We start from the raw sequence: 20,285 nt of genomic DNA on the forward strand, positions 1-20,285 counted from the left end.
GGTCTAGCTGGCGACCAGGGACGCAGCACCGCCCTGGCCGATCATGGCCAGAAGCTCACGGCGGGTTCTGGGATCGCTGCGGAAGAGGCCCAGCAGCCGGCTGGTCACCATGGTGGCGCCGGGTTTGTGAATGCCCCGTGTGGTCATGCAGTGGTGGGTCGCTTCGATAATGACCGCCACACCACGTGGCGACAGCACCTCATCAATGGTGTTGGCGATCTCGCTGGTCATTTTCTCCTGTATTTGCAGTCGCTTAGCATAGACCTCCACCAGGCGGGCCAGTTTGCTGATGCCGACGACCCGGCTGCGCGGCAGGTAGGCCACATGAGCCACGCCGATGATCGGCGCCATGTGATGTTCGCAGTGAGACTCGAAGCGGATGTTCCGCAACAGCACGACCTCGTCATAGCCGCCGGTTTCCTCAAAGGTCTTTTGCAGGACCTGCCGGGGGTCGCTGTCATAGCCGGAGAACCATTCGTCGAAAGCGCGGGTGACGCGCCCTGGTGTGCCGGCCAGGCCCTCGCGGCCCGGATCGTCACCGGCCCAGCGAATGAGCGTACGCACCGCCTCTTCCGCCGCGGCGCGGTCGGGGCGCGCCGCGCCCGCCGCAGTGTCGGCGGTTGGCGTGGATGGCGGGGGCTTTGCTGGCATAGGCCTCTCCGGTGCGGAGGTTGGTCTGGTGGCGGGAGCCACCGGCAGGGGCGGCAGCGGGGTTGAAGCGGCGCGAGCCGGGCGTCGCCTAGTGGACCCGACGGGTTTCGTGCGGGCTGTCGAGGGAAAAGGCCGGTATGGCCACATCGAAGGCGTCACCGTCCACAGTTTCCATCTGGTAAGTGCCGACCATGATACCTGATGGCGTGGCCAGCGGCGCGCCGCTGGTATATTCGAAGCGCTCGCCGGGATTGAGGGTGGGCTGTTCGCCGACGACACCCTGGCCGCGAACGTCCTCCACCTGGCCATGCTCGTCAGTAATGCGCCAGTGGCGGGCGATCAGGCGGACCGTGCGATCACCCTGGTTCTCGATGACGATATGATAGGCCCAGACAAAGCGGTTTTCATCCGGTGACGACTGGCTGGCCAGGTAGGTTGGCTGCACACTGACCGTGATACCGCGGGTCGTTTTGCAAAACATGGATTGGCTCGCCTGGGCTGCTGGCTCGAACGGGGCATTGGACTGCGGGCCAATTATCCCCCGGCAGCGCAGGAGCGGAAAGTCGCCGCGCCGGAGTGGCTGCAGGCACGGCTCAGGCCATGCCGTCGCCGGCTGCCCTGTTGGCCGCCGGCTCGGCCAGTGGATCGGTCGGTGGCGTGCGGCCAAGCTGGATGACCGGCCCGCCTGCCGCCGCCGCATCATCCGGGTCGTGGGTGACCAGCAGGACAGGCAGGCCGCGCTCGCGCGCATGGTCAAAGACGAAGCGGCGGAAGCGGTCCCGCAAGCCGGAATCCAGGCGGCTGAACGGTTCGTCCAGCAACAGGGCGCGGGGGTGAGCCAGCAGGGCGCGCATGACCGAGACCCGTGCCCGCTGACCACCGGACAGGGTCGCCGGGTCACGCCCGGCAAAGCCCTCAAGCCCCGCTTCGGCCAGCGCCTGTTCCACCAGACGCCGCCGCTCGGCGCGGCCGGAGGCAATGTGCCGGCCCAGACCGAATGCGAGATTGCCGCCGACGGTAAGGTGCGGAAACAGAAGATCATCCTGAAACAGAATGCCGACGCCACGATGCTCCGGTGGCAGGTGATCGATACGCTGTCCGTCAAGCCGGACCTCACCCCTGACCGCGAAAGACTTATCGAGCGTGCCGCAGATACAGGCCAGCAGGCTTGATTTACCGCATCCGCTGGGGCCCATCACGGTGACGGCCTGGCTTGCCGACACCGTGCAGTCCAGCGGCGGAAAGAGCGTGTGTCCGCCAATGGTCAGGCTGATGCCGTGCAGGGAGAGGGCGCGGGCTTCGCTCATCGTGTCACGCTGACCAGGCCGCGGTGGCGACGGCCGAGCCACGCCGGCACGGCCAGGGCCGCAAAGAAGGCAATCAGGGGCAGCGCTGTCTGGGCGAAGGCGTAGACGCCGATGACCCGGCGATCCCCGCTCGCCGCCAGGGAGACGGCCTCGGTGGTGATGGTCGGCAGGCGTCCGCCGCCGGCGAAGACAGTCGGCAGATACTGACCGACGCTGACGGCGAAACCGATGGCTGCTGCAAACAGGATCGGCCGCACCAGCATGGGCAGCTTGATTCGCCAGAACACAGCGGCGGGCCCGCGGCCGAGCAGCAGGCCGGTGTCGCTGTAGCGGTGATCGAGGGCGCGCCAGGGATCCGCCAGAATCAGGAACACATATGGCAGGACAAACAGAAGATGGGCCCAGATCAGGGCCAGCCAGCGACCGTCCAGCCCCAGAGCCACCAGGAAAATCTGATTGCCGAATAAAAAGGCGATCTGCGGAACCAGCAGCGGCACATAAACCAGCCACAACACATGGGCGCCGGGCCGCAGACCCCGCCTGTATTCGCTTTCCAGGCAGGCGAGGACCAGGCTCAGGGCCAGCACGGTCGAGGCCACCGCGGTGGTGATCGTCACGGTCATGGGCAGGCTGAGCGGCGCGGCCAGCCGATGCCAGGTAGAGAGTGACCAGGTGTCGGGCATACCGTCGGGAAAACGCCACACTCCGGCGACGGACCACAGCGCCATGGCCAGGAAGCTGGCGGCAGCAACGGTCAGCAACAGGGAAAGCGCGATGGTCACCGGCCAGCGTATGGCCCGGTCCTGAACATGGCGGCGGCCATCACTGAGCCACACCCGGAGGGCGCGGCCGGCACAGAGTTCGCCCAGTCGCCACACGGCGATGGCCGCCAGCACCAGCAGAACCTGTGACACCGCAGCGGCGGCGGCGACAAAACGCTGTGACAGGTCGGGATCGTTGAATAGCCGCATGATCTCTCGCGCCAGGGGGCCGGGCGTCGTCGGGCCCAGAATAATGGCCATGTCAACGACACTCATGGAGAAGGCCAGAACCGCATAGACCGGCAAACGGATCTGGCGGTAGATGAGCGGCAGGATCGCCTTGCCCCATGCGGCAACCGCGCCATAGCCCATGGTCCGGGCGGTGGCCAGGCTGCGTTCGACCGGCAACTGGTTGAGCGCGGCCATGATCGCCAGCAGAAGAAAAGGCACTTCCTTCACCACCAGTCCGGCCACCAGGCTGAGCCCCAGGGTATCGTGAATGATCAAAGCGTCCGGGGGCGTCTGCCAGCCGGTCGCCCAGGGCGACGCCAGGCGGCTGGCCCAGCCGGACGGTGCGATCAGGAAGGCGAGGCCGATGGCGACCGCGGCATGGGGCACGGCCAGAAGCGGCGCCAGCATGTGGCGCACCCGGCCATACATGCGTGTCCCGTGGCACGCCGCGACAAAACCGAGCGCGATGACCAGGGACAAGGCGGTGGCAGCGAAGCCTGTGGTCAGGCTGAGCCGCGCGGCGGTAAGCAGGCCAGGCTCCGCCAGCATCCGGCGCCATGGTTGCAGCGAGATGCTGTCGCCGCCGAGGGCCGGCAGATAGCCGAACGAGGGAAGGATGACGCCGGCCAGGCCGATGGCAACGGGGCCGACAAAGAGGAGAATTGTGGCGGCGGGCGCCAGCCGCAGCATGGTGTCAGTCCGACTGTCGACGGGCGATCACTGACTGTGGCGGCGACGCCATTCGCTCTCGATGCGGGTCATCCATTCGGGATGAGGCTCCGGCAGGGCACGACCCAGATCAGCCGGCGAGAGGGTGGCGATGCCCAGCGGCAGAGCGTCAAACAGGGCGCGCTCTGCGTCCGACAGCCGCGCCATGGAGAGAACCGTCGGGTCGCCCCACAGACGGGGGTCCTGTTTGCGTGCCTGGGCCTCGGGGCTCAGGAGGAAGTCGGCCACGACCATGGCCGCTTCCGGCGCACTGGCGTTGAACGGGATGGCGACAAAGTGGGTATTGGCGATGGTTCCGCCATCGAGCACATAGGTGCGCACCGTATCCGGCAGCAGGCCCTGGGCAATGGCCGAGGACGCGGAACCCGGGTTGAAGGTGATGGCGATGTCAATCTCACCATCGTCCAGGAGCTGGCGCAACGCCGCCTCGTTGGCGGGAAAGGCGCGCCCGCCACGCCACAGATGCGGCGTGATGGCGGCCAGCCACTGCCACAGAGGTTGAGTGACGGTGGCAAAGGTCTCGTCAGTTGGCGGCGACTGCAGCACTGTCGGGTCGGCCACCAGCTCATGCAGGGCTTGCTTGAGGAATGTGGTGCCGGTGAAGTCCGGCGGCTGCGGATAGGCCAGGCGACCTGGATTGGCTGCCGCCCAGGCCAGCATGGCGGCGATTGACCGTGGCGGAGCCGTCAGGCGCGCGGTGTCATACATGAAGACGACCTTGGCCATTCCCCAGGGCGCTTCCAGGCCGTCGACCGGCTCCGTGAAGTCGATCACGGTGGTCGGCTTTTCGTCAGGGTCAATCAGTCCAAAATGGGGCAGCCGGTCAACGAAGGGTCCGAAGAGCAGGTCCCGGGATTTCATGGCCTTGAAGTTTTCGCCGTTAATCCAGACCAGGTCCACCGAACCGCCGGAGAGACGACCACCCGCTTTCTCCGCCACTACCCGCGACACCACATCTGCGGTGTCGGTGATTTTCACATGCTGCAGTGTGATGCCGTAGCGCACCGCCACTTCGTCAGCCACCCACTGAATATAGGCATTGATTCTTTCGTCGCCGGCCCACGCATTCCAGTAGACGGTCTGATCGCGGGCGGCGGCCAGTGTGGCGCCCCAGGTGGTGTCCTGAGCCTGGGCAGGAGATACGGGTCCGGCCGCGGCCGATACCAGCAGCACGGCCGCCAGCAGAACTGCGGCCATGGCGCCCAGGTGCTGCGCCGGCCGGCAGCGTGGCCGGCACGCCCGCTGCCTCGCTGGCGCCAAACGGTCAGCCAACAGCGCCGATGGTGTGGATGATGGCGCTGCTGATGCGTCGGGTGAGTTCGTGCAGGCGACCCAACGGCTGGAAAATCCGTTCGTGTTCGCGTTCATAGGACCGGGCATCCTCGCTGCGATAGGAGGCAGGCTCACCAAAGCCGTCAAGGCTGACGGCTTCCCCTGCCTCGGGAAAGATGGTGGCGAGATACTGTGTCGTGCTGTCCACATCCAGATGCAGTGTGTTCACGATAAGCTGATCCCAGCTAATGGGTGGACGCTCGCTGAAATGCGGAATCTGAGTGGCCAGCATATAGATGCGGTGAATGAGGACAATCCTGAGGGCGTGCAGGAGATGGAGATTGTCCCGCACATCGTCGTCAATGCCGGCGATGCCCCCGACGTCAGGCTCACCCGGCGTACGCCCCATGCCGTCGGGAAACGCCATGGCAATCCCGGCGCGAAGGTCCAGGAAATCTTTTTCCAGAATGCGAAAGATCTCGCTGAGGCGGCGGTGGGCACCGGCCTCCTCAAGGTGCTCCGACACATGGCGCAACACCTGAACGGTGCCGGCGTCGCTTTCATGAGCGGCGCGGATCAGCCAGCGGTCCGGCACCAGATTGCTGATATAGGCGCGGAAGACATCCAGATTACTGAACTGCAGCGCCCACTCGACCATGCCGAACAAACGGCGAAAGCGCGGTGAGGTGCGATAGAGACGGGCGAACTGCTCCGGGTCCTTGGCGACGGCGCGGCCGGCGCCGCCAAGCGTATTGGCCAGCATGCCAAGCTGATGGAGGATGCTGTTGTGCGGAATGGCGCGAATTTGCGAGGCGTGGCTCAACTCTGCGCGGCCGCCATAGGCGTCGCTCTGCCGCCGGGTTGCACGCGACCCGCTGCTGTAGAGCATGTTGGTGCCGTACATGTCGAGCAGGGCGGCATAGTTAGGATCGCGCATGAGCTGGGTCTGAAACTGGCGGATCGAAATGAAGAACTCCGCGGCAAAATCCACGCTTTGGTAGTAGGGGTCTTCATTGGCGGTGTCCGGTGGTGTCAGGGCGAACTCCAGAACCCGCGTCACCGTGGCAAAGGCAATCGGCTGTGTAAGAAACATCATGTAGGCGTCACCGCCCTGGAAGCTGACTTCCGGCTTTATGCGGATGCCGGCGGCGGCAAAACGCCGACGCGCCTCCATGGGCATGGTGTAGTCGAGGCGGTCCTCAAAACTGGATGGATGGGCGCCGCGGCCAATGGATTCGCCGTGCGTGTCAAACACCACCAGCTCCAGGTCGTTCAACCCGTGCTCGTTGAGCAGGCGGACCATCTTCATCTTGAGACGCTCCACCGACACTGACGCGGTGGTCTGACCAAGATAGCGGCCGGCGTCAGAAAAGCCGGTCTGGATGGTCATGCGGCCGCGCTTGCGCAAATAGTCGCGGTAGTGCGGGTTGCGCAGACATTCGGCAATCACTGATTCCGGGCTGTCGAAAGCCCGTGGCGTCTCGAACAGCGGTGAGATATCAACCTTGTCCTCGACGCCGAACAGCCGGGCGTAGTAAAGCGCCGCAAGCAGGGTGAACGGGGTCTCTGTCTCGGCGATGAGAAAGCGGATCGGCGTGTCGCAATCAATGTATTTGAGCATCTGAGCGACCAGCATGAACACACGCTTGGCGGTCGATGATTCGGCCATAAGCGAGCCGTAGTTCACCTGGATCGGCTTGACCGTATCAAGCAGCGTGTTGATCGCCGTCAGATAGGTGCGCCGGTTGCCCTGATCATCAGGCTCGGTAGACATGTTGATGGTCTTGCGGATAGCGTTATGAATCTGTCGCGCATTGATCCGCACATGGGTGTGGGCGACACCCAGACCATAATTGGCGATCTCGGCCCGCAGCACACACAAGGCCTGGCGCGCCGCGTCATCGGGCGCCGCATCGATGGCCTGATTCACGTGGCCGAGCAGGGAAAGCGGTGAAACGAGACGGTCATCACGGCTTTCGTACATGCGACGTGATACGCGCTGCACCCAGCCAAGCCACTGACGATCCTGGATGCGAATGGAATCAAAGGGTTCGATTTCGGACTCGATTTCGTCCGCCGCCGTCGCCAGAACCTTATCGAGATCGTCCAGCGCCGCGCCAAACGGTGCTCCGGCACCATCGCGCCAGCGTGCGCTGACGTCGCGCACCTGTTCCAGCATGCCGTCGATCTGCCGCTCGCGAACGCGCAACCGCATGAAGTAGGTATCGGACCAGCGGATATCCACCCGACCATCGGTGTCGTAGCCGACCCAGGTGGCGACCGACATCAGACGCGGCCTGAGCTCCGTCCAGCGGTCGGGATAGAGGTCGCGCGCCACGTCCAGAGTCAGATTGTAGATCTGCCGCATGGCGGCCTGGGTATTGTTGATGGCCTCCAGTGACAGGTCGTGCTCCAGGCGCAGGTCAATACGCGGCTCAGGCCGGTGCTCGAAGGTGTAGGCGCGCCGGATGTGGCGGTGATAGTCATCACCGGTCAGCGGCTGGCCGCTGGGGTCGCGCTCCATGGCCAGTTCCGACAGAGAGTGCAGCAGGTTGCTGTTCAGGCTGAAGGTCGGGTGCGCCGTGAAGACAATGCCGAATACCTCGCGCTCCAGCCGCTTGCGGAAGGTGGAGAACGGCACCGGCTTCTTTGCGATGGCACCTGAGTCCGTGCGGTGGGCGGTTGTGTGGATCAGGCGGCGGATAATATCGCGGTTCTTGTCGGGGTCGCGTTCGCCCAGATAGCGGCCGACCCGCCGCGCCCGGGCCAGGAAGGCGATGACCGTCAGACGGCGGATCAGGTCCTCGATATCGCTTTCGTCCAGCCGGCCACCGTCCAGGCCATCCGAGACCTGGAGGGCCAGCAGCTCAATGGGGTTGGAATAGGGATCCTCGTGCGTGTGGTCACGCAGTTCGTGAAGCTTGTCCAGCAGGATGCGGTGGAGCTTCTCGGTCCGCGCCACGTCGCCGCCCTGCAGGCTTTCCGCCCGTGTCGGAGTCGCCGCCCGCAGCAGGTGATGCCAGTCGATTCGGTTGCCCTGAACGCCAAAGGCGCGGGCGGGCGGTGTGGTGTTCTTGCTGTCGCTGGGGCTCATGACGTCTATTGAAGCGGAAAGGGTGGTCGAGGCAAACTCCCTCCTATGCCGGTTTCGGCCAGTCGATGCAATCACGGCCCGCCTGCCCGGCGATAGTGTTTGCCGATCCCGGCGGCCGGGCGGGTACAGGCCCGGGCAAGTATAGGGGTGTCGCCAGGCGTGCGGGGATCGCGCCGCCTGGATCTGGCGGAAATCTCCGCGGGTGTAGCTCAATGGTAGAGCTCTTGCTTCCCAAGCAAGTGACGAGGGTTCGATTCCCTTCACCCGCTCCAGCCAGTCGGCATCCGGCCTTCCTGGCCGATGCCAGCGTTTGCGCCCCTGCGGAGGCTGTTGCCCCGCACGGCGTATGTGCCTCGCGCGGTCATGGTCGCAACCAGCCGCCGGCTGCGGCACGGACTGCTTTATCCTGATCCCGGCTTGATCCCGGCAAGCTGAGGCTGGGATGGGCGACCGCCGGTCGCGCCCACGAGGGCGCACAAAGGGGGCGGACCATGGCGAAGGCAGGTAAAGGGGGCAGGCCGGGCGAGCCGCCGTGAGGTCGCCTGTGCCTACGCCCGGCCGCCGGTGCACCGCACCTTTCTGGCGGCGGCAATAGGCGGACCGGCCCTGACGATTATCAATCCGGGGACGTGGGCTGCCGGTCCGTCCCCGGTGGATCCGGCCAGGGCCATTATTGAGCGTCATGGCCCACGCTGCGCGTATGCGCGATTGCCAGGACAGTGGCGCGCCAGCCTTTCCTGACTCAGCGCCTTGAGTCTAGCCGCCTGACGCCAGTCTGCGGCACCGTTTGGGCGCCGTCCTTGCCAGTCCGCGGTCCTGTATGCGAAAGGTCCGCATCGACGGATCGATACGCACTGGCAATCGGAGGCGGCCGCGCCATGGCAACCCCGCAATACGTCTATGTCATGAAGGGCCTGGGCAAGACCTGGCCCGGTGGCAAGCAGGTCCTGAAGGATGTGTGGCTGAGCTTCCTGCCGGGGGCGAAAATCGGCGTTCTGGGACTGAACGGTAGCGGTAAGTCCACGCTGTTGAAGATCATGGCCGGCCTCGACACGGACTTCACCGGCGAGGCCTGGGCGGCGGATGGCGTGCGGGTCGGCTATCTGGCGCAGGAGCCGGAACTGGACCCCGATCTGACAGTGCTGGACAATGTCATGCAGGGGGTGGCCGGCACCAAGGCGTTGATAGACGCCTTCGAATCCCTGTCGGCGCGTTTTGCCGAGCCCCTGAGCGACGACGAGATGGCCGCTCTGATTGATGAGCAGGGGCAGTTGCAGGAGCAGATCGATGCGCAGGATGCGTGGGACCTGCCGCGCAAGGTGGATATCGCCATGGACGCCCTGCGCTGCCCGCCGGGCGACACGGCCGTGACGTCACTTAGCGGTGGCGAGCGCCGCCGCGTGGCGCTATGCCGCCTGTTGCTGTCACGGCCGGACATGCTGCTGCTGGATGAACCGACCAACCATCTGGACGCGGAATCCGTCGCCTGGCTGGAGCGCTTTCTGCAGGATTATCCGGGCACAGTCGTCGCAGTGACCCACGACCGCTATTTCCTCGACAATGCGGCCGGCTGGATTCTGGAACTGGACCGCGGCCAGGGAATCCCCTGGGAGGGTAATTACACATCCTGGCTGGAGCAGAAGGAAAAACGCCTGGAGCAGGAAGGGCGCAGCGAGGACGCGCGTCGCCGCACACTGGCCAACGAGCTGGAATGGGTCCGGGCCAGCCCGCGGGCGCGCCAGGCCAAGAGCAAGGCGCGGGTTCGTGCATATGAGGAATTGCTGGGCCAGGAAGCCGAGCAGCGCCAGGCGCGCGCACAGATTTCAATTCCCGCCGGTCCGCGTCTGGGCGACGTCGTTATCGAGGCGCAGCACGTGTCCAAGGGATTCGGCGACGTCCTGCTGATTGATGACCTGAACTTCCGTCTGCCGCCTGGCGGCATTGTCGGTGTGATCGGACCCAATGGCGCCGGCAAGACCACTTTGTTCCGCATGATCGCCGGCCAGGAGTCGCCGGATCAAGGTGTGCTGAAGGTGGGCGAAACGGTGGTCCTTGGCTATGTGGATCAATCCCGCGACACGCTGGATGGCAAGAAGACCGTGTGGGAAGAGATTTCCGGCGGCAATGAGATGATCATGCTGGGCAAGCGCGAGGTGCAGAGCCGGGCCTATTGCTCCGCCTTCAACTTCAGGGGACCGGACCAGCAGAAGAAGGTGGGCCTGCTGTCAGGCGGCGAGCGCAACCGGGTCCACCTGGCCAAGGTTCTGAAGTCCGGCGCCAACCTGCTGCTGCTGGACGAGCCGACCAATGATCTGGATGTGGATACGCTGCGCGCGCTGGAAGACGCTTTGCTGGACTTTGCCGGCTGTGTGGTGGTCATCAGCCATGATCGCTGGTTTCTCGACCGCATAGCCACGCACATTCTGGCCTTCGAAGGCGACAGCCAGGTGGAGTGGTTCGAGGGCAACTTCGAAGAGTATGAGGCGGACAAGCGTCGTCGTCTGGGCGACGAGGCGACGGAGCCGCACCGGGTCCGCTACAAGCCGCTGGCCCGCGCGTAGAACCACTGCCGGCGCGCTCAGGTGGCGGCAGAGTCTGCCGGAGCCGGCGGGCGCCAGTCGCTGACCACGTCCTCGTATGCCGGTCGCTGCCGTTCGCTCGGCGGGTGGTCGGTCGAGCCCAGATAGATCCAGCCGGCGATGCGTTCGTTGTCGGCCAGACCAAGAGCCCGCCACACGGCGGGCTCATAGGCGTACCACTCAGTCAGCCACTGACAGGCAAGGCCGAGGCTGGTTGCCGCCACCAGCATGTTCTGACAGACAGCACCGGCGGACAGCACCTGCTCCCATTCCGGGATCTTGCCGGACCGCACATGGGATATAACACACAGAACGGACGGTGCGCGCAGCAGAACGCCGCGCGCCGCCTCTATCTTTTCGTCTCCGGCATCGGGATTGTCGCGGCGGAACGCATCCGCCAGAACGTCGCCAAGCCAGGTGCGCGCACCATCATCCAGAATCAGTACGCGCCACGGGCCCAGCTTGCCATGGTCCGGCACCCGCAGGCCGCAGCGGATGATCTCCTCGATCATTGCGCGATCGGGCCCCGGCCCGGTCATGTTGCGAGCCACGACCGAGCGGCGCGTGTGTAGAATATCGAGCGTGGGATTAGTCATAGGGGATCCGTTGTTTCGAGCTGCGGGCCGCATCGGCTTCGGGTCAGGTATGCGTGTCTTCGGCAATGGCAAGGCCGGCCGCCTCTATGGCCTGCCGCGCCACGGCTACGTCCTCGGCTGAGGCGCCGCCGGCTACGGCGAATGCGCCGATGACTGTCTCAGCGCGCCGCACCCGCAGACCGCCGGCACTGGCGAAGAGGCGCCCGCCGGCCGCCCCCTGCAGGCTGGCGAACCAGTTCTCGTAGCCAGTCGTCTGCCGCGCCAGTGTCTCGGTGGAAAAGCCCATCACCGCCGCGCTCCAGGCCTTGTTGATAGCGATCTCCGCGCGCAGACGCCCGGCCGATTCATCGCGCGCCACGGCCAGCAGATGGCCGCCATCGTCGACCACCGCATAGGCCAGCGGCGGCGCACCGGAAGCCCGGCGGTACGCTCGCGCGGCGGTGATGATGGCCAGCGCCTCGTCTGTGGTGAGACGGGTCAAGACAGTGTCCCGGCCGCCGTGCGCGGCGCCAGACGAGTGACATGACCCATCTTGCGTCCCGGCAGCGCCTTGTCCTTGCCATAGAGGTGGAGGCAGACGCCTGGCTCCGCCGCCAGGTCGGCCCAGCGGGTTGCATCCTCGCCTATTAGGTTGGACATGACCGCGTCGGAATGGCGGGCCGTGACACCCAGCGGCAGGCCGGCGACGGCGCGAACACATTGCTCAAACTGGCTGCAGGCGCAGGCATCAATAGTCCAGTGCCCGCTGTTGTGGGGGCGCGGCGCGATTTCGTTGACCAACACGGTCCCGTCGCGGGCGACGAACATTTCAACCGCCACCAGCCCCACCAGATCGAAGGCCCGGGCAACGCGCCGGGCGACGTCCGTCGCCTGATCGGCGGTGGCCTGGCTGATGCGGGCGGGCACCGTCGAGGTGCGGAGAATCCCGTCGCGGTGAACATTTTCAACAGGCTCGTAACTGGCCATGGCGCCGTCGCCGCCGCGGGCGACGATGACCGAGACCTCACGGGAGAAATCGACCCATCCCTCGACGATGCCGGTTGGAGCGTTGAGTGAGGCCCAGGCGTCGTCGGCCGATACAGGCCCGCCGAGGCGCACCTGCCCCTTGCCGTCATAGCCCAGGCGCGTGGTCTTGAGCAGGCCCTGGCCGCCGAGTGCCGCCAGGGCAGCGGCCACGTCAGAAGCGCTGGCCACCGCATGATACGGCGCCGTGGCCAGTCCGGCCTTGTTGAGAAAGCGCTTTTCCGCCAGGCGGTCCTGTGCCACCGCAAAGACCTCCGGGCCCGGTCGCACCGGCACATGGCCGGCAAGCCGCTGCAGCGCCGTCGCCGGCACATTCTCAAACTCGCAGGTTACCGCCTGCACCTGCCCGGCAAAAGCGTCCAGTGCAGCGGTGTCTTCATAGTCGGCACGGGTGACCGCGGCGGCGACGTCGCCGGCCGGTGGCGCGGCTTCCGGCGCGAAGATGTGACAGCGATAGCCGAGACGTGCCGCGGCCATGGCGGTCATACGGCCGAGCTGGCCGCCACCCACGATGCCGATGGTGGAGCCCGGCGGCAGGGGCGGCGGTGGCGCAGGTCTTGTCTCTGTCACGTGTCAGCCGCGCTTACGGGTCTGGGGTGACTTCGGTACCGCCCGCGTCTGGGCGGTCCGCCAGCGAGCCAGCCTGGCGGCCAGCCGCTCATCGCCCAGCGCCAGGATGGCTACCGCCAGGAGCCCGGCATTGCGCGCGCCGGCCGGTCCGATGGCCAGCGTGCCGACGGGGATTCCGGCGGGCATCTGGGCGATGGACAGAAGGCTATCGAGGCCCTTGAGGGCACGGCTTTCCACCGGTACGCCGAGCACCGGCAGGCTGGTCATGGAGGCGATCATGCCGGGCAGGTGGGCCGCCCCGCCGGCGCCGGCAATGATGACCCGAAAACCTTCATCGGCCGCGCCTTCGGCAAATTCGGCCATGCGGCGCGGCGTACGATGGGCCGAGATAACCCGGCAGGCATGACTGACACGCAGTTGCGACAGGATGTCGGCCGCTTCCTGCATGGTCGGCCAGTCGGAGCGGCTGCCCATGACGATGGCCACCGGCGGCGCTGTCCGGCGCTGGCGTGACCGGGTCGCTGTGGCGTGAGGTTTGGGTCTGGATACCGCCATGGTTGCGGGCCTTGGCTGTGAGGGCCGTCACAGGACGGCGGGCCGGGAGTATAGCGGCGGTCAGCGCGCGACGGCCATGGGCGGTAGCAGGCGGGTTCCGGCGGTGGCCGCCGTCAGCGGTTGAAGGCGCCGCCTGCCACATGGCCGGCCCATGCGGCAAAAACGCAGAGCAGCACGGAGCCGGTGGCATTGGCCAGGGCACGACCGTATTGCTCATGCTGCAGCAGGGTCAGGGTCTGCAGGCTGAAGGCGGAGAAGGTGGTGAAGCCGCCGAGCAGTCCGATCAGGAAGAACAGGCGGATGCCCGGAGAGAGCAGGGACCGGCCATCGGCGCTTTCCAGCGCGGCGATGAGGCCAATCAGGAAGGAGCCACTGACATTGACGGCGATGGTGCCCCACGGCAGCCATTCGCCGAGCCAACGGGCCAGGGCGGTGGAGACCCAGTAGCGGGCCATCCCGCCGAGGCCGCTGCCGAGACCGATGATGAGGGTAAATTTCAGCATCCGGTGGTGCGCGAGGCGGTGACCGGGGCGTCTCTACCGGCCGGGCCGGCCGGGCCGGCCGGGCCGGCCGACGTTTCAGGCGCGCGGGCCAGTGCCTCGGCGATCAATTGGCGTGTTTCATCGCGGCCATAGAGGGCGACGAAGGAACCGAACCGTGGCCCTTGCTCCTGCCCCAGCAGGACCGTGTAGAGGGTGCGGAACCAGTCACGCAGGCTGGCGAAGGGGTGACGCTTGCCGATCTCATAGACTTCGGTCTGGATCGCCTCGGCGTCAGCATCGGCCGGTAGAGTGTCCAGGGCGTGTGCCAGCTCTTCCAGGGCGGCGCGTTGCATCGGGTCGGGCGTGGCGTAGTGCTTGGCGGGCAGGATGAAGTCGCGGTAGTAGGCGATGGCATGGCCAACCAGCCGGTCAAGGAAGGGCGAGGTTGTGGCGGACAGGTCCGGCGCGTGGCGGTTGATGAAGCCCCACAGAACCGCCTTGTCCTCGCTGTGGCAGACGCTGGCCAGATTGAGCAGCAGGCCGAAACCCGGGCCCGCCGGCTCCTGAGGAATGGTGCCCGCGTGAATGTGCCAGGCGGGATTTTCCAGCAACGCTGCCGCGTCTTCACCGGCAGCGCGCTGGCGGAAGGCCATATAGTCGTCCACCGCCCGCGGAATGCCGTCGAAGTACAATCTCTTGGCGGTCGCTGGCTTCTGAAACATGAAGGTGGCGAGGCTTTCCTCCGGCGCATAGCGCAGCCAGTCCTCTACCGCCAGGCCATTGCCCTTGGACTTTGAGATACGCTCGCCTTTCTCGTCGAGGAAGAGCTCATAGATCATGGTCACCGGCGGTGGACTGCCCAGCACCTGGCACAGGCGTGATGACAGGCGCACGGAATCGATCAAATCCTTGCCGCTCATTTCATAATCAACGCCCAGCGCCGCCCAGCGCATGGCCCAGTCCACTTTCCATTGCAGCTTGCAGTGACCACCGGTGACAGGCGTTTCGACCCGCTGGCCAGTCTCGTCCTCAAAAACGATGGTGTCGCGGTCGGGGTAGCGTTCGATGATCGGCACCTGCAGCACACGGCCGGTTGCGGGCGACAGAGGAAGGAAGGGGCTGTAGGTCTTTTGCCGCTCGGCACCGAGGGATGGCAGCATGATAGCCATCACCTCGTCATAATGCCGCAGGACACCGCGCAGGGCGTCATCGAAGCGGCCGGCACGATAGCACTCTGACGCGCTGACGAACTCGTAAGCGAAGCCGAACGAGTCGAGAAAGCCGCGCAGGCGAGCGTTGTTGTGGGCGGCAAAACTCTCATGGGTGCCGAAGGGGTCCGGTACGGCACTGAGCGGCTTACCCAGATGCTCGGCCATCATGGCCGCATTGGGCACGTTGTCGGGCACCCGGCGCATGCCATCCATGTCGTCAGAAAAACTGATGAGGCGCAGCGGCGTATCGGTCAGTTCGGCCAGGGCACGGCGAACCATCGAGGTGCGCAGCACTTCGGCGAAAGTACCGATATGCGGCAGGCCGGACGGGCCATAGCCGGTTTCCAGCAGGATGTGGCCCTTGGCGGGCGGGCTGAACCCGGCCTGGCCACCGAAACGGTCCATGATGCGACGGGCCTCAATGAAAGGCCACGCACGGGCGGTCCACGCGGGATTGTTCATGGTCATGCTGCGTCGCAGGCGTCCGCGTTGATTCGAAAAGTGTGCGGACCCTAGACCAATTCCAGTCGGCAATGAACCATTTGCGCACCATACCGGCGGTGATCGGCCGGCACGGTGCGTCTGGTAAGGCTGGTGGTGTGCCCAGCCCTAACTAACTACCCCAGGGGCCATGGCCGCCGCGTCGCCCTGACCGGCCACCGAAGCGTCCGTGATCGCGGGTGATCTGCTCCAGCAGCTCGCGCCGTTGCTCGGGATTAAGGGTGTCGAAGAAGGCGACCAGGCGTTCGCGCCGCTCGGCCGACATGGCGAGGTGCGGACTTTCCATCGCGGCCAGCAGATTACTGAAGGCTTCGGTTGAGGGTGTTTCGGATTCGGCCAGCGTCTCAAACTGCTGACGGATGGCCGACATTTCGTCGTGCAGCATATCTCTGTCGCGCCGCTCCCGGTTAAAGACTCCTTCCAGTCCGCGCCGTTGTTCGGGGCTGAGATCGAGACTCTCGCTAATATGGTCCATGCGCCGGTCGTCCCCCATCATGAAGCGCCCGGCGACATCACGAGCGTGAAGAAAGCCGCCAAGGAAGAAGGCATTGAGGGCGATGGATGCGGCCAACAGCATCCATGGGGTGATGATTTTCCAGTTCATGGTGGGCTCCTGAGGGGGGCTGGGGATGGCGGGCTATTCGTCGAGCCCGGGAAGGGCGGCAAGAAGAGGATCGTCGGCGGCGCTGACCTCATAGGCCGCGAACCAGGTGGTGGCCGTGTCGGACCGGCTGCCGGCTTCGAAGCCAAGCGTCGCCGCCATCAGCAGGCTGGCGGCGATAGCCAGGCGCAGACCGTGGGACAGAGGGCGTCCGGCGCCGGTGGTTCGCCGGGACGGGTCGACCAGGGCGCGCGCCCGGCGGATCAGAAGCGTTGGCGCGTCCGCCGGTTGCGGCGGCAGGGCAGAGAGACCCGCCGCCAGATCATTGGCGAGCGCACCGTCACTTTCATCGCGCAGGCGCGACCAAACCAGCCGGCCAGCCGGCGATGGCGCCGGCTCAGGGGTGGTGCTGGTATCAGGTTCCGATCGGGTCATGGCCGCGCTGTTCCGTTTCCTGTGGTGTGATACGCCACCAAGCGGCGCAGCATCCCCGGCCTGGCTAAATTATCTACCGGCTCCCTGGCGGGCCCCCTAACCGGGCCTCTGACCGGCCCCCCTGACCGGGCTATGTGTCGTCGCGCTGCTGAAACCAGGTTCTGAGCCGCACAATGGCCTTGTGATGGGTGCTGCGGACGGTCTGCGGCTCTATGGCCAGACGTTCGGCGACCTCCGTCGCATCCAGATCATGGTCGTAAAGCAGCGCCAGGACTTCCTTCTGCCTGTCGGTCAACAGGTCGGGCGGAATCACCAGCCGTTCATGAGCGGGCGGCGGCACGGCGAAGGCCGCCGGCGCCACGTCGTCGATATTCTCAGCCGGGCGCCGCCGCCGCACCCAGTCAATGGCGCTGGTGGTGGCGATCACATGCAGCCAGGTGGTCAGCGCAGCACGGCCGGGATCATAGGTGCGCAGCAGACGATAGTGGTTGGCGCAGAGGCGGAGGAAAACCGACTGGGCGATATCGAGAGCATCGTCCAGGCGACCGCCTTTGCCGGCGATCACCCGCCAGACCGCGGCATGGATCAGCCCGGCGGTGCGGCCGACAAAGCTGTCCCAGGCCTGTTTGTCGCCGCCGACGAGCAGCGCCAGATCCGGCAAATCGGCGGTGCCGCGCCGTGGGGTGGCGTCCGGCACAGGTGGGGGCAGATGGCAACGTGGTCGCATCACCACTGTTATACGCCGGTTGTCCGAGCAACATCCCCGTCGTTCAGTCGGTCTGCGGGCCGGCGCCATGGCCGGCCCGCCAGCGGCTTCCTATACTGGCCGCATGAGTGACACGGAACCCGCCAGCGGCGGCCAGGCGAGCGGCGGGGCTGTAGCGGCACCGGCCGGACACGCGGTTGCCCTGCCGCACTGTCCGATCCTGGTGCCGACCGTGGCCGGCGCGCTGTGGGTATCGCAGGACGGCGAAATGGAAACCGTGACCGGCGAGGCGGCGGCAGCGCGCATCGCCGCCGGCGCCATGCCGCTCTTGTGCCATCGCCGCGCCGTCGCCCGCCGGCTGGGCCTGGCGCCGGCGTTCGCCGCCTTCGACGTGCTGGAGCTGTTCGCCTTTGTCCGGCCAGCGCAATTCTGCGTGCCGACGCCCGGCGGGCTTGCCCGGGCGCTGCGGCTGCCGGCAGCGCGCGGTGCGGCTGGCGATGCCAGCGCCCTGCGCGACGGCACACTTCGGTTGCTGCAGGATCTTTCAGCCGTGCACGACAAGGACCGGGCGCAGCATACGGAGGCGCGGGCGATTGCGACCCTGATGGCGCGTGGCGGCTGGCCCTGGGCGGAAGCGGCGCTGGCCGCGCTGGGGCCCGTCGGCAGGCCCGCGTCGGCCGGGACAGCGGAACGCGGGCCACCGGAAAGCAGCGACGGGATTGCGGTCTGGCGCCGCCTGCCGCGTTGGCAGGACTTGCCGCCGCCGCCGCCGCCGCCGCCGTCACAGCATGCAGTCTCGCCAGCCGAGGCGCGTGGGCGGTTGGCGCTGCTGTTGGGGCCCGGGGCCGAAGACCGGCCGCAGCAGGCGGACTATGCCTCGGCGGTCAGTCTGGCTTTCGCCGCGCCGGAACGGTCAGAGGCGCCGCACATGGTGCTGGCGGAGGCCGGAACCGGCATTGGCAAGACCCTCGGCTATGTGGCGCCGGCAAGTGTGTGGGCTGAAAAGAACGAAGGCACGGTGTGGATCAGCACTTTTACCCGCAATCTGCAGCATCAGATCGATAGCGAACTGGAGCGCCTGTTTCCTGACCGCACAGAGAAGGCGGCGCGGGTCGTCCTGCGCAAGGGACGGGAGAATTATCTGTGTCTGCTGAACCTGGAGGACGCGGCGCGTGGCGCCACCAATGGCCCTGGCGATGTGGTCGCTGTCGGGCTGATGCTGCGCTGGGCCGGTCAGACGCGCCATGGCGACATGGTCGGCGGCGATTTTCCGTCGTGGCTGCCGGGGCTGGCTGGCGCGCGCCGCACACGCGGCCTGTCCGATCACCGCGGCGAGTGCATTCATTCCGCCTGCCCGCACTACCAGACCTGTTTCATTGAGCGGTCCGTGCAGGACGCCCGCCACGCCCGGCTGGTGGTGACCAACCACGCGCTGGCCCTGACCCAGGCGGCGCTGGCGGCGCCTGGCGAGTCACGGCTGCCGACCCGCTATGTACTGGATGAGGGCCATCATCTGTTCGATGCGGCGGATTCGGTTTTCTCCGCCGTGCTCAGCGGGCAGGAGGCGGCGGAGTTGCGTCTTTGGGTTTCGGGGGGTGATGCCGCGTCACGCGCTGTGCGTGGCCGGTTGCGTGGTCTGTCACGGCGATTGGGTGATCTGCTGGCCGGCGATGAAGCCGGCACGGCGGCGCTGGACGCCTGCCAGCGGGCGGCGCTGGCGCTGCCTGGCACCGGCTGGCACGGGCGCCTGCGCGATGGCGCTACCGGGACCAGAGCCAGTGGCGCGATCGAAGCGTTCCTTGGCGAGGCGCGACGGTTGGTCTATGCGCGCAGCGGTGAGCGCGACAGTCCCTATGGGTTGGAATGTGATCCGGCGCCGGCCGACGAGCCGCTGCTGACGGCGGCGGCGCGGGCGGCGGCGGCGCTGGGCGAGCTGGCGGCCCCCATGCGCCAACTGGCGGCCCGGCTGGAGCACAAGCTGGAAAGCGAGGCGGACCAGTTGGGCAGCGATGGCCGGCAACGGATCGAGGCCGCCATCTTCGGGCTGCGGCGGCGGGCGGACGGCCAGCTTGCGGCGTGGACGGCGATGCTGCGCGGGCTCGGCGGTGAACCGCCGGATGCCTATTGCGACTGGTTCGCCATCGACCGGTTCGATGGCCGGGATATTGACGTTGGATTTCACCGGCACTGGATCGATCCGACCGAGCCGCTGGCCGAGACGCTGGCGGGACACGCCCATGGCATCGTCGTCACCTCGGCCACCCTGACGGATGGCGGGGACGACGTGGAAGCCGACTGGCAGGCGGCAGAAGCACGTACGGGCGCCAGCCACATGCCGGCGCCGGCGCTCAGGGTGTCGGTGGCCTCGCCGTTTGACTATTCCCGCCAGGCGCGCGTGTTTGTCGCCACCGACGTGGCGCGCGACACGCCGGCGGCGGTGGCCGGCGCATATCGCGCCCTGTTCGAGGCGTCGGCTGGCGGCGCGCTTGGGCTGTTTACCGCCATTTCCAGATTGCGGGCGGTGCACGATACAATCGCCGCGCCGCTGGAGGCGGCCGGTCTGCCCCTGCATGCGCAACACCTGGACGGGCTGGATACGACCACGCTGGTGGACATCTTCCGGGCCGAGCCTGACGCCTGTCTGCTTGGCACCGACGCCTTGCGGGACGGGGTGGACGTGCCCGGCGACAGTTTGCGCCTGATCGTCTTCGACCGCGTACCGTGGCCACGGCCGACGCTGCTGCACAAGGCGCGGCGCAAAGCCTTCGGGCCCGGCTATGACGACCGCATCGTCCGGTTGCGGTTGAAGCAGGCCTTCGGGCGGTTGGTGCGGCGGGCCGACGATATGGGGGTTTTCGTATTGCTGGACAGTCGAATGCCGACGCGGCTGCTGGGGGCCTTTCCCGAAGGGGTGCCCATCGAACGCCTGCCATTGCAGGAGGTGGTGGCGGCGACGCGGCGCTTTCTGGCCGGCGTCTGAC

Annotated in this window: 17 protein-coding genes and 1 tRNA gene; 3 read left to right on the forward strand and 15 right to left on the reverse strand. The window is 66.6% G+C overall.

Annotated features, from left to right (window positions below; all coding sequences use genetic code 11):
* Nucleotides 1–3 precede the first annotated feature (3 nt).
* The 6 genes from folE to RIE31_04595 form a co-directional block, all read right to left on the reverse strand.
* On the reverse strand, nt 4–651 hold the full coding sequence (gene folE / locus RIE31_04570) for a GTP cyclohydrolase I FolE (protein ID MEQ8639869.1): 648 nt from the start codon (nt 649–651) through the stop codon (nt 4–6).
* A gap of 88 nt (nt 652–739) precedes the next feature.
* A complete protein-coding gene (apaG, locus tag RIE31_04575) occupies nt 740–1,132 on the reverse strand; it encodes a Co2+/Mg2+ efflux protein ApaG (protein ID MEQ8639870.1) in 393 nt (130 codons plus the stop codon).
* 112 nt (nt 1,133–1,244) lie between these two features.
* Nucleotides 1,245–1,958, reverse strand: coding sequence for an ATP-binding cassette domain-containing protein (locus RIE31_04580; protein MEQ8639871.1), 714 nt, complete (start codon nt 1,956–1,958; stop codon nt 1,245–1,247).
* Nucleotides 1,955–3,640 carry an ABC transporter permease gene (locus RIE31_04585; GenBank protein ID MEQ8639872.1) on the reverse strand — a complete coding sequence of 562 codons (1,686 nt, stop codon included), beginning with the start codon at nt 3,638–3,640 and terminating at the stop codon, nt 1,955–1,957. The genes RIE31_04580 and RIE31_04585 overlap by 4 nt, the downstream gene beginning before the upstream one ends.
* A gap of 27 nt (nt 3,641–3,667) precedes the next feature.
* The gene (locus RIE31_04590; protein MEQ8639873.1) at nt 3,668–4,876 is read right to left on the reverse strand and encodes an ABC transporter substrate-binding protein; all 1,209 of its coding nucleotides are present in this window, start codon (nt 4,874–4,876) and stop codon (nt 3,668–3,670) included.
* Nucleotides 4,877–4,943: 67 nt separating this feature from the next.
* Nucleotides 4,944–8,045 (reverse strand): phosphoenolpyruvate carboxylase, encoded by a 3,102-nt coding sequence (locus RIE31_04595; GenBank protein MEQ8639874.1) that lies wholly within the window; start codon nt 8,043–8,045, stop codon nt 4,944–4,946.
* Between the two features lie 198 nt (nt 8,046–8,243).
* Here RIE31_04595 and RIE31_04600 point away from each other — a divergent pair.
* Nucleotides 8,244–8,317: transfer RNA gene (locus tag RIE31_04600), tRNA-Gly, on the forward strand.
* Nucleotides 8,318–8,923: 606 nt separating this feature from the next.
* Entirely contained in the window at nt 8,924–10,606 is a 1,683-nt protein-coding gene (ettA, locus tag RIE31_04605; protein MEQ8639875.1) for an energy-dependent translational throttle protein EttA, read from the forward strand.
* A gap of 17 nt (nt 10,607–10,623) precedes the next feature.
* Here the strand turns inward: ettA and RIE31_04610 are convergent, their stop codons facing one another.
* The 9 genes from RIE31_04610 to RIE31_04650 form a co-directional block, all read right to left on the reverse strand.
* Entirely contained in the window at nt 10,624–11,220 is a 597-nt protein-coding gene (locus RIE31_04610; protein ID MEQ8639876.1) for a nitroreductase, read from the reverse strand.
* Between the two features lie 43 nt (nt 11,221–11,263).
* Entirely contained in the window at nt 11,264–11,701 is a 438-nt protein-coding gene (locus tag RIE31_04615) for a heme-binding protein (GenBank protein ID MEQ8639877.1), read from the reverse strand.
* Nucleotides 11,698–12,813 (reverse strand): 5-(carboxyamino)imidazole ribonucleotide synthase, encoded by a 1,116-nt coding sequence (locus tag RIE31_04620; GenBank protein ID MEQ8639878.1) that lies wholly within the window; start codon nt 12,811–12,813, stop codon nt 11,698–11,700. The genes RIE31_04615 and RIE31_04620 overlap by 4 nt, the downstream gene beginning before the upstream one ends.
* A gap of 3 nt (nt 12,814–12,816) precedes the next feature.
* On the reverse strand, nt 12,817–13,368 hold the full coding sequence (gene purE / locus RIE31_04625; GenBank protein ID MEQ8639879.1) for a 5-(carboxyamino)imidazole ribonucleotide mutase: 552 nt from the start codon (nt 13,366–13,368) through the stop codon (nt 12,817–12,819).
* Between the two features lie 113 nt (nt 13,369–13,481).
* Nucleotides 13,482–13,871, reverse strand: coding sequence for a fluoride efflux transporter CrcB (gene crcB, locus RIE31_04630; GenBank protein MEQ8639880.1), 390 nt, complete (start codon nt 13,869–13,871; stop codon nt 13,482–13,484).
* A complete protein-coding gene (locus RIE31_04635) occupies nt 13,865–15,523 on the reverse strand; it encodes a lysine--tRNA ligase (GenBank protein MEQ8639881.1) in 1,659 nt (552 codons plus the stop codon). Before RIE31_04635 ends, crcB begins: the two co-directional genes overlap by 7 nt.
* 151 nt (nt 15,524–15,674) lie before the next feature.
* Entirely contained in the window at nt 15,675–16,166 is a 492-nt protein-coding gene (locus RIE31_04640; GenBank protein ID MEQ8639882.1) for a periplasmic heavy metal sensor, read from the reverse strand.
* 33 nt (nt 16,167–16,199) lie between these two features.
* Nucleotides 16,200–16,598, reverse strand: a complete 399-nt coding sequence (locus RIE31_04645) for a hypothetical protein (GenBank protein ID MEQ8639883.1) — start codon at nt 16,596–16,598, stop codon at nt 16,200–16,202.
* 130 nt (nt 16,599–16,728) lie between these two features.
* Complete coding sequence (locus tag RIE31_04650; GenBank protein MEQ8639884.1) at nt 16,729–17,295, reverse strand: sigma-70 family RNA polymerase sigma factor; 567 nt, start codon at nt 17,293–17,295, stop codon at nt 16,729–16,731.
* Between the two features lie 133 nt (nt 17,296–17,428).
* On the opposite strand from RIE31_04650, the gene RIE31_04655 reads away from it, so the two are divergent.
* Nucleotides 17,429–20,284: an ATP-dependent DNA helicase gene (locus RIE31_04655; GenBank protein MEQ8639885.1), complete on the forward strand. Its 2,856-nt coding sequence runs from the start codon at nt 17,429–17,431 to the stop codon at nt 20,282–20,284.
* Nucleotide 20,285: the final 1 nt, after the last annotated feature.

The organism is Alphaproteobacteria bacterium (genome assembly GCA_040218575.1).
Taxonomy (GTDB): Bacteria; Pseudomonadota; Alphaproteobacteria; order JAVJRE01; family JAVJRE01; genus JAVJRE01.

Bases quoted from the DNA above. Each gene is read 5' to 3' on its own strand.
- apaG (MEQ8639870.1), bottom strand. From the start codon at position 1,132: ATGTTTTGCAAAACGACCCGCGGTATCACGGTCAGTGTGCAGCCAACC.
- purE (MEQ8639879.1), bottom strand. From the start codon at position 13,368: ATGGCGGTATCCAGACCCAAACCTCACGCCACAGCGACCCGGTCACGC.
- RIE31_04640 (MEQ8639882.1), bottom strand. From the start codon at position 16,166: ATGAACTGGAAAATCATCACCCCATGGATGCTGTTGGCCGCATCCATC.
- crcB (MEQ8639880.1), bottom strand. From the start codon at position 13,871: ATGCTGAAATTTACCCTCATCATCGGTCTCGGCAGCGGCCTCGGCGGG.
- RIE31_04610 (MEQ8639876.1), bottom strand. From the start codon at position 11,220: ATGACTAATCCCACGCTCGATATTCTACACACGCGCCGCTCGGTCGTG.
- RIE31_04595 (MEQ8639874.1), bottom strand. From the start codon at position 8,045: ATGAGCCCCAGCGACAGCAAGAACACCACACCGCCCGCCCGCGCCTTT.
- RIE31_04635 (MEQ8639881.1), bottom strand. From the start codon at position 15,523: ATGAACAATCCCGCGTGGACCGCCCGTGCGTGGCCTTTCATTGAGGCC.
- RIE31_04590 (MEQ8639873.1), bottom strand. From the start codon at position 4,876: ATGGCCGCAGTTCTGCTGGCGGCCGTGCTGCTGGTATCGGCCGCGGCC.
- RIE31_04580 (MEQ8639871.1), bottom strand. From the start codon at position 1,958: ATGAGCGAAGCCCGCGCCCTCTCCCTGCACGGCATCAGCCTGACCATT.
- RIE31_04645 (MEQ8639883.1), bottom strand. From the start codon at position 16,598: ATGACCCGATCGGAACCTGATACCAGCACCACCCCTGAGCCGGCGCCA.
- RIE31_04655 (MEQ8639885.1), top strand. From the start codon at position 17,429: ATGAGTGACACGGAACCCGCCAGCGGCGGCCAGGCGAGCGGCGGGGCT.
- RIE31_04585 (MEQ8639872.1), bottom strand. From the start codon at position 3,640: ATGCTGCGGCTGGCGCCCGCCGCCACAATTCTCCTCTTTGTCGGCCCC.
- folE (MEQ8639869.1), bottom strand. From the start codon at position 651: ATGCCAGCAAAGCCCCCGCCATCCACGCCAACCGCCGACACTGCGGCG.
- ettA (MEQ8639875.1), top strand. From the start codon at position 8,924: ATGGCAACCCCGCAATACGTCTATGTCATGAAGGGCCTGGGCAAGACC.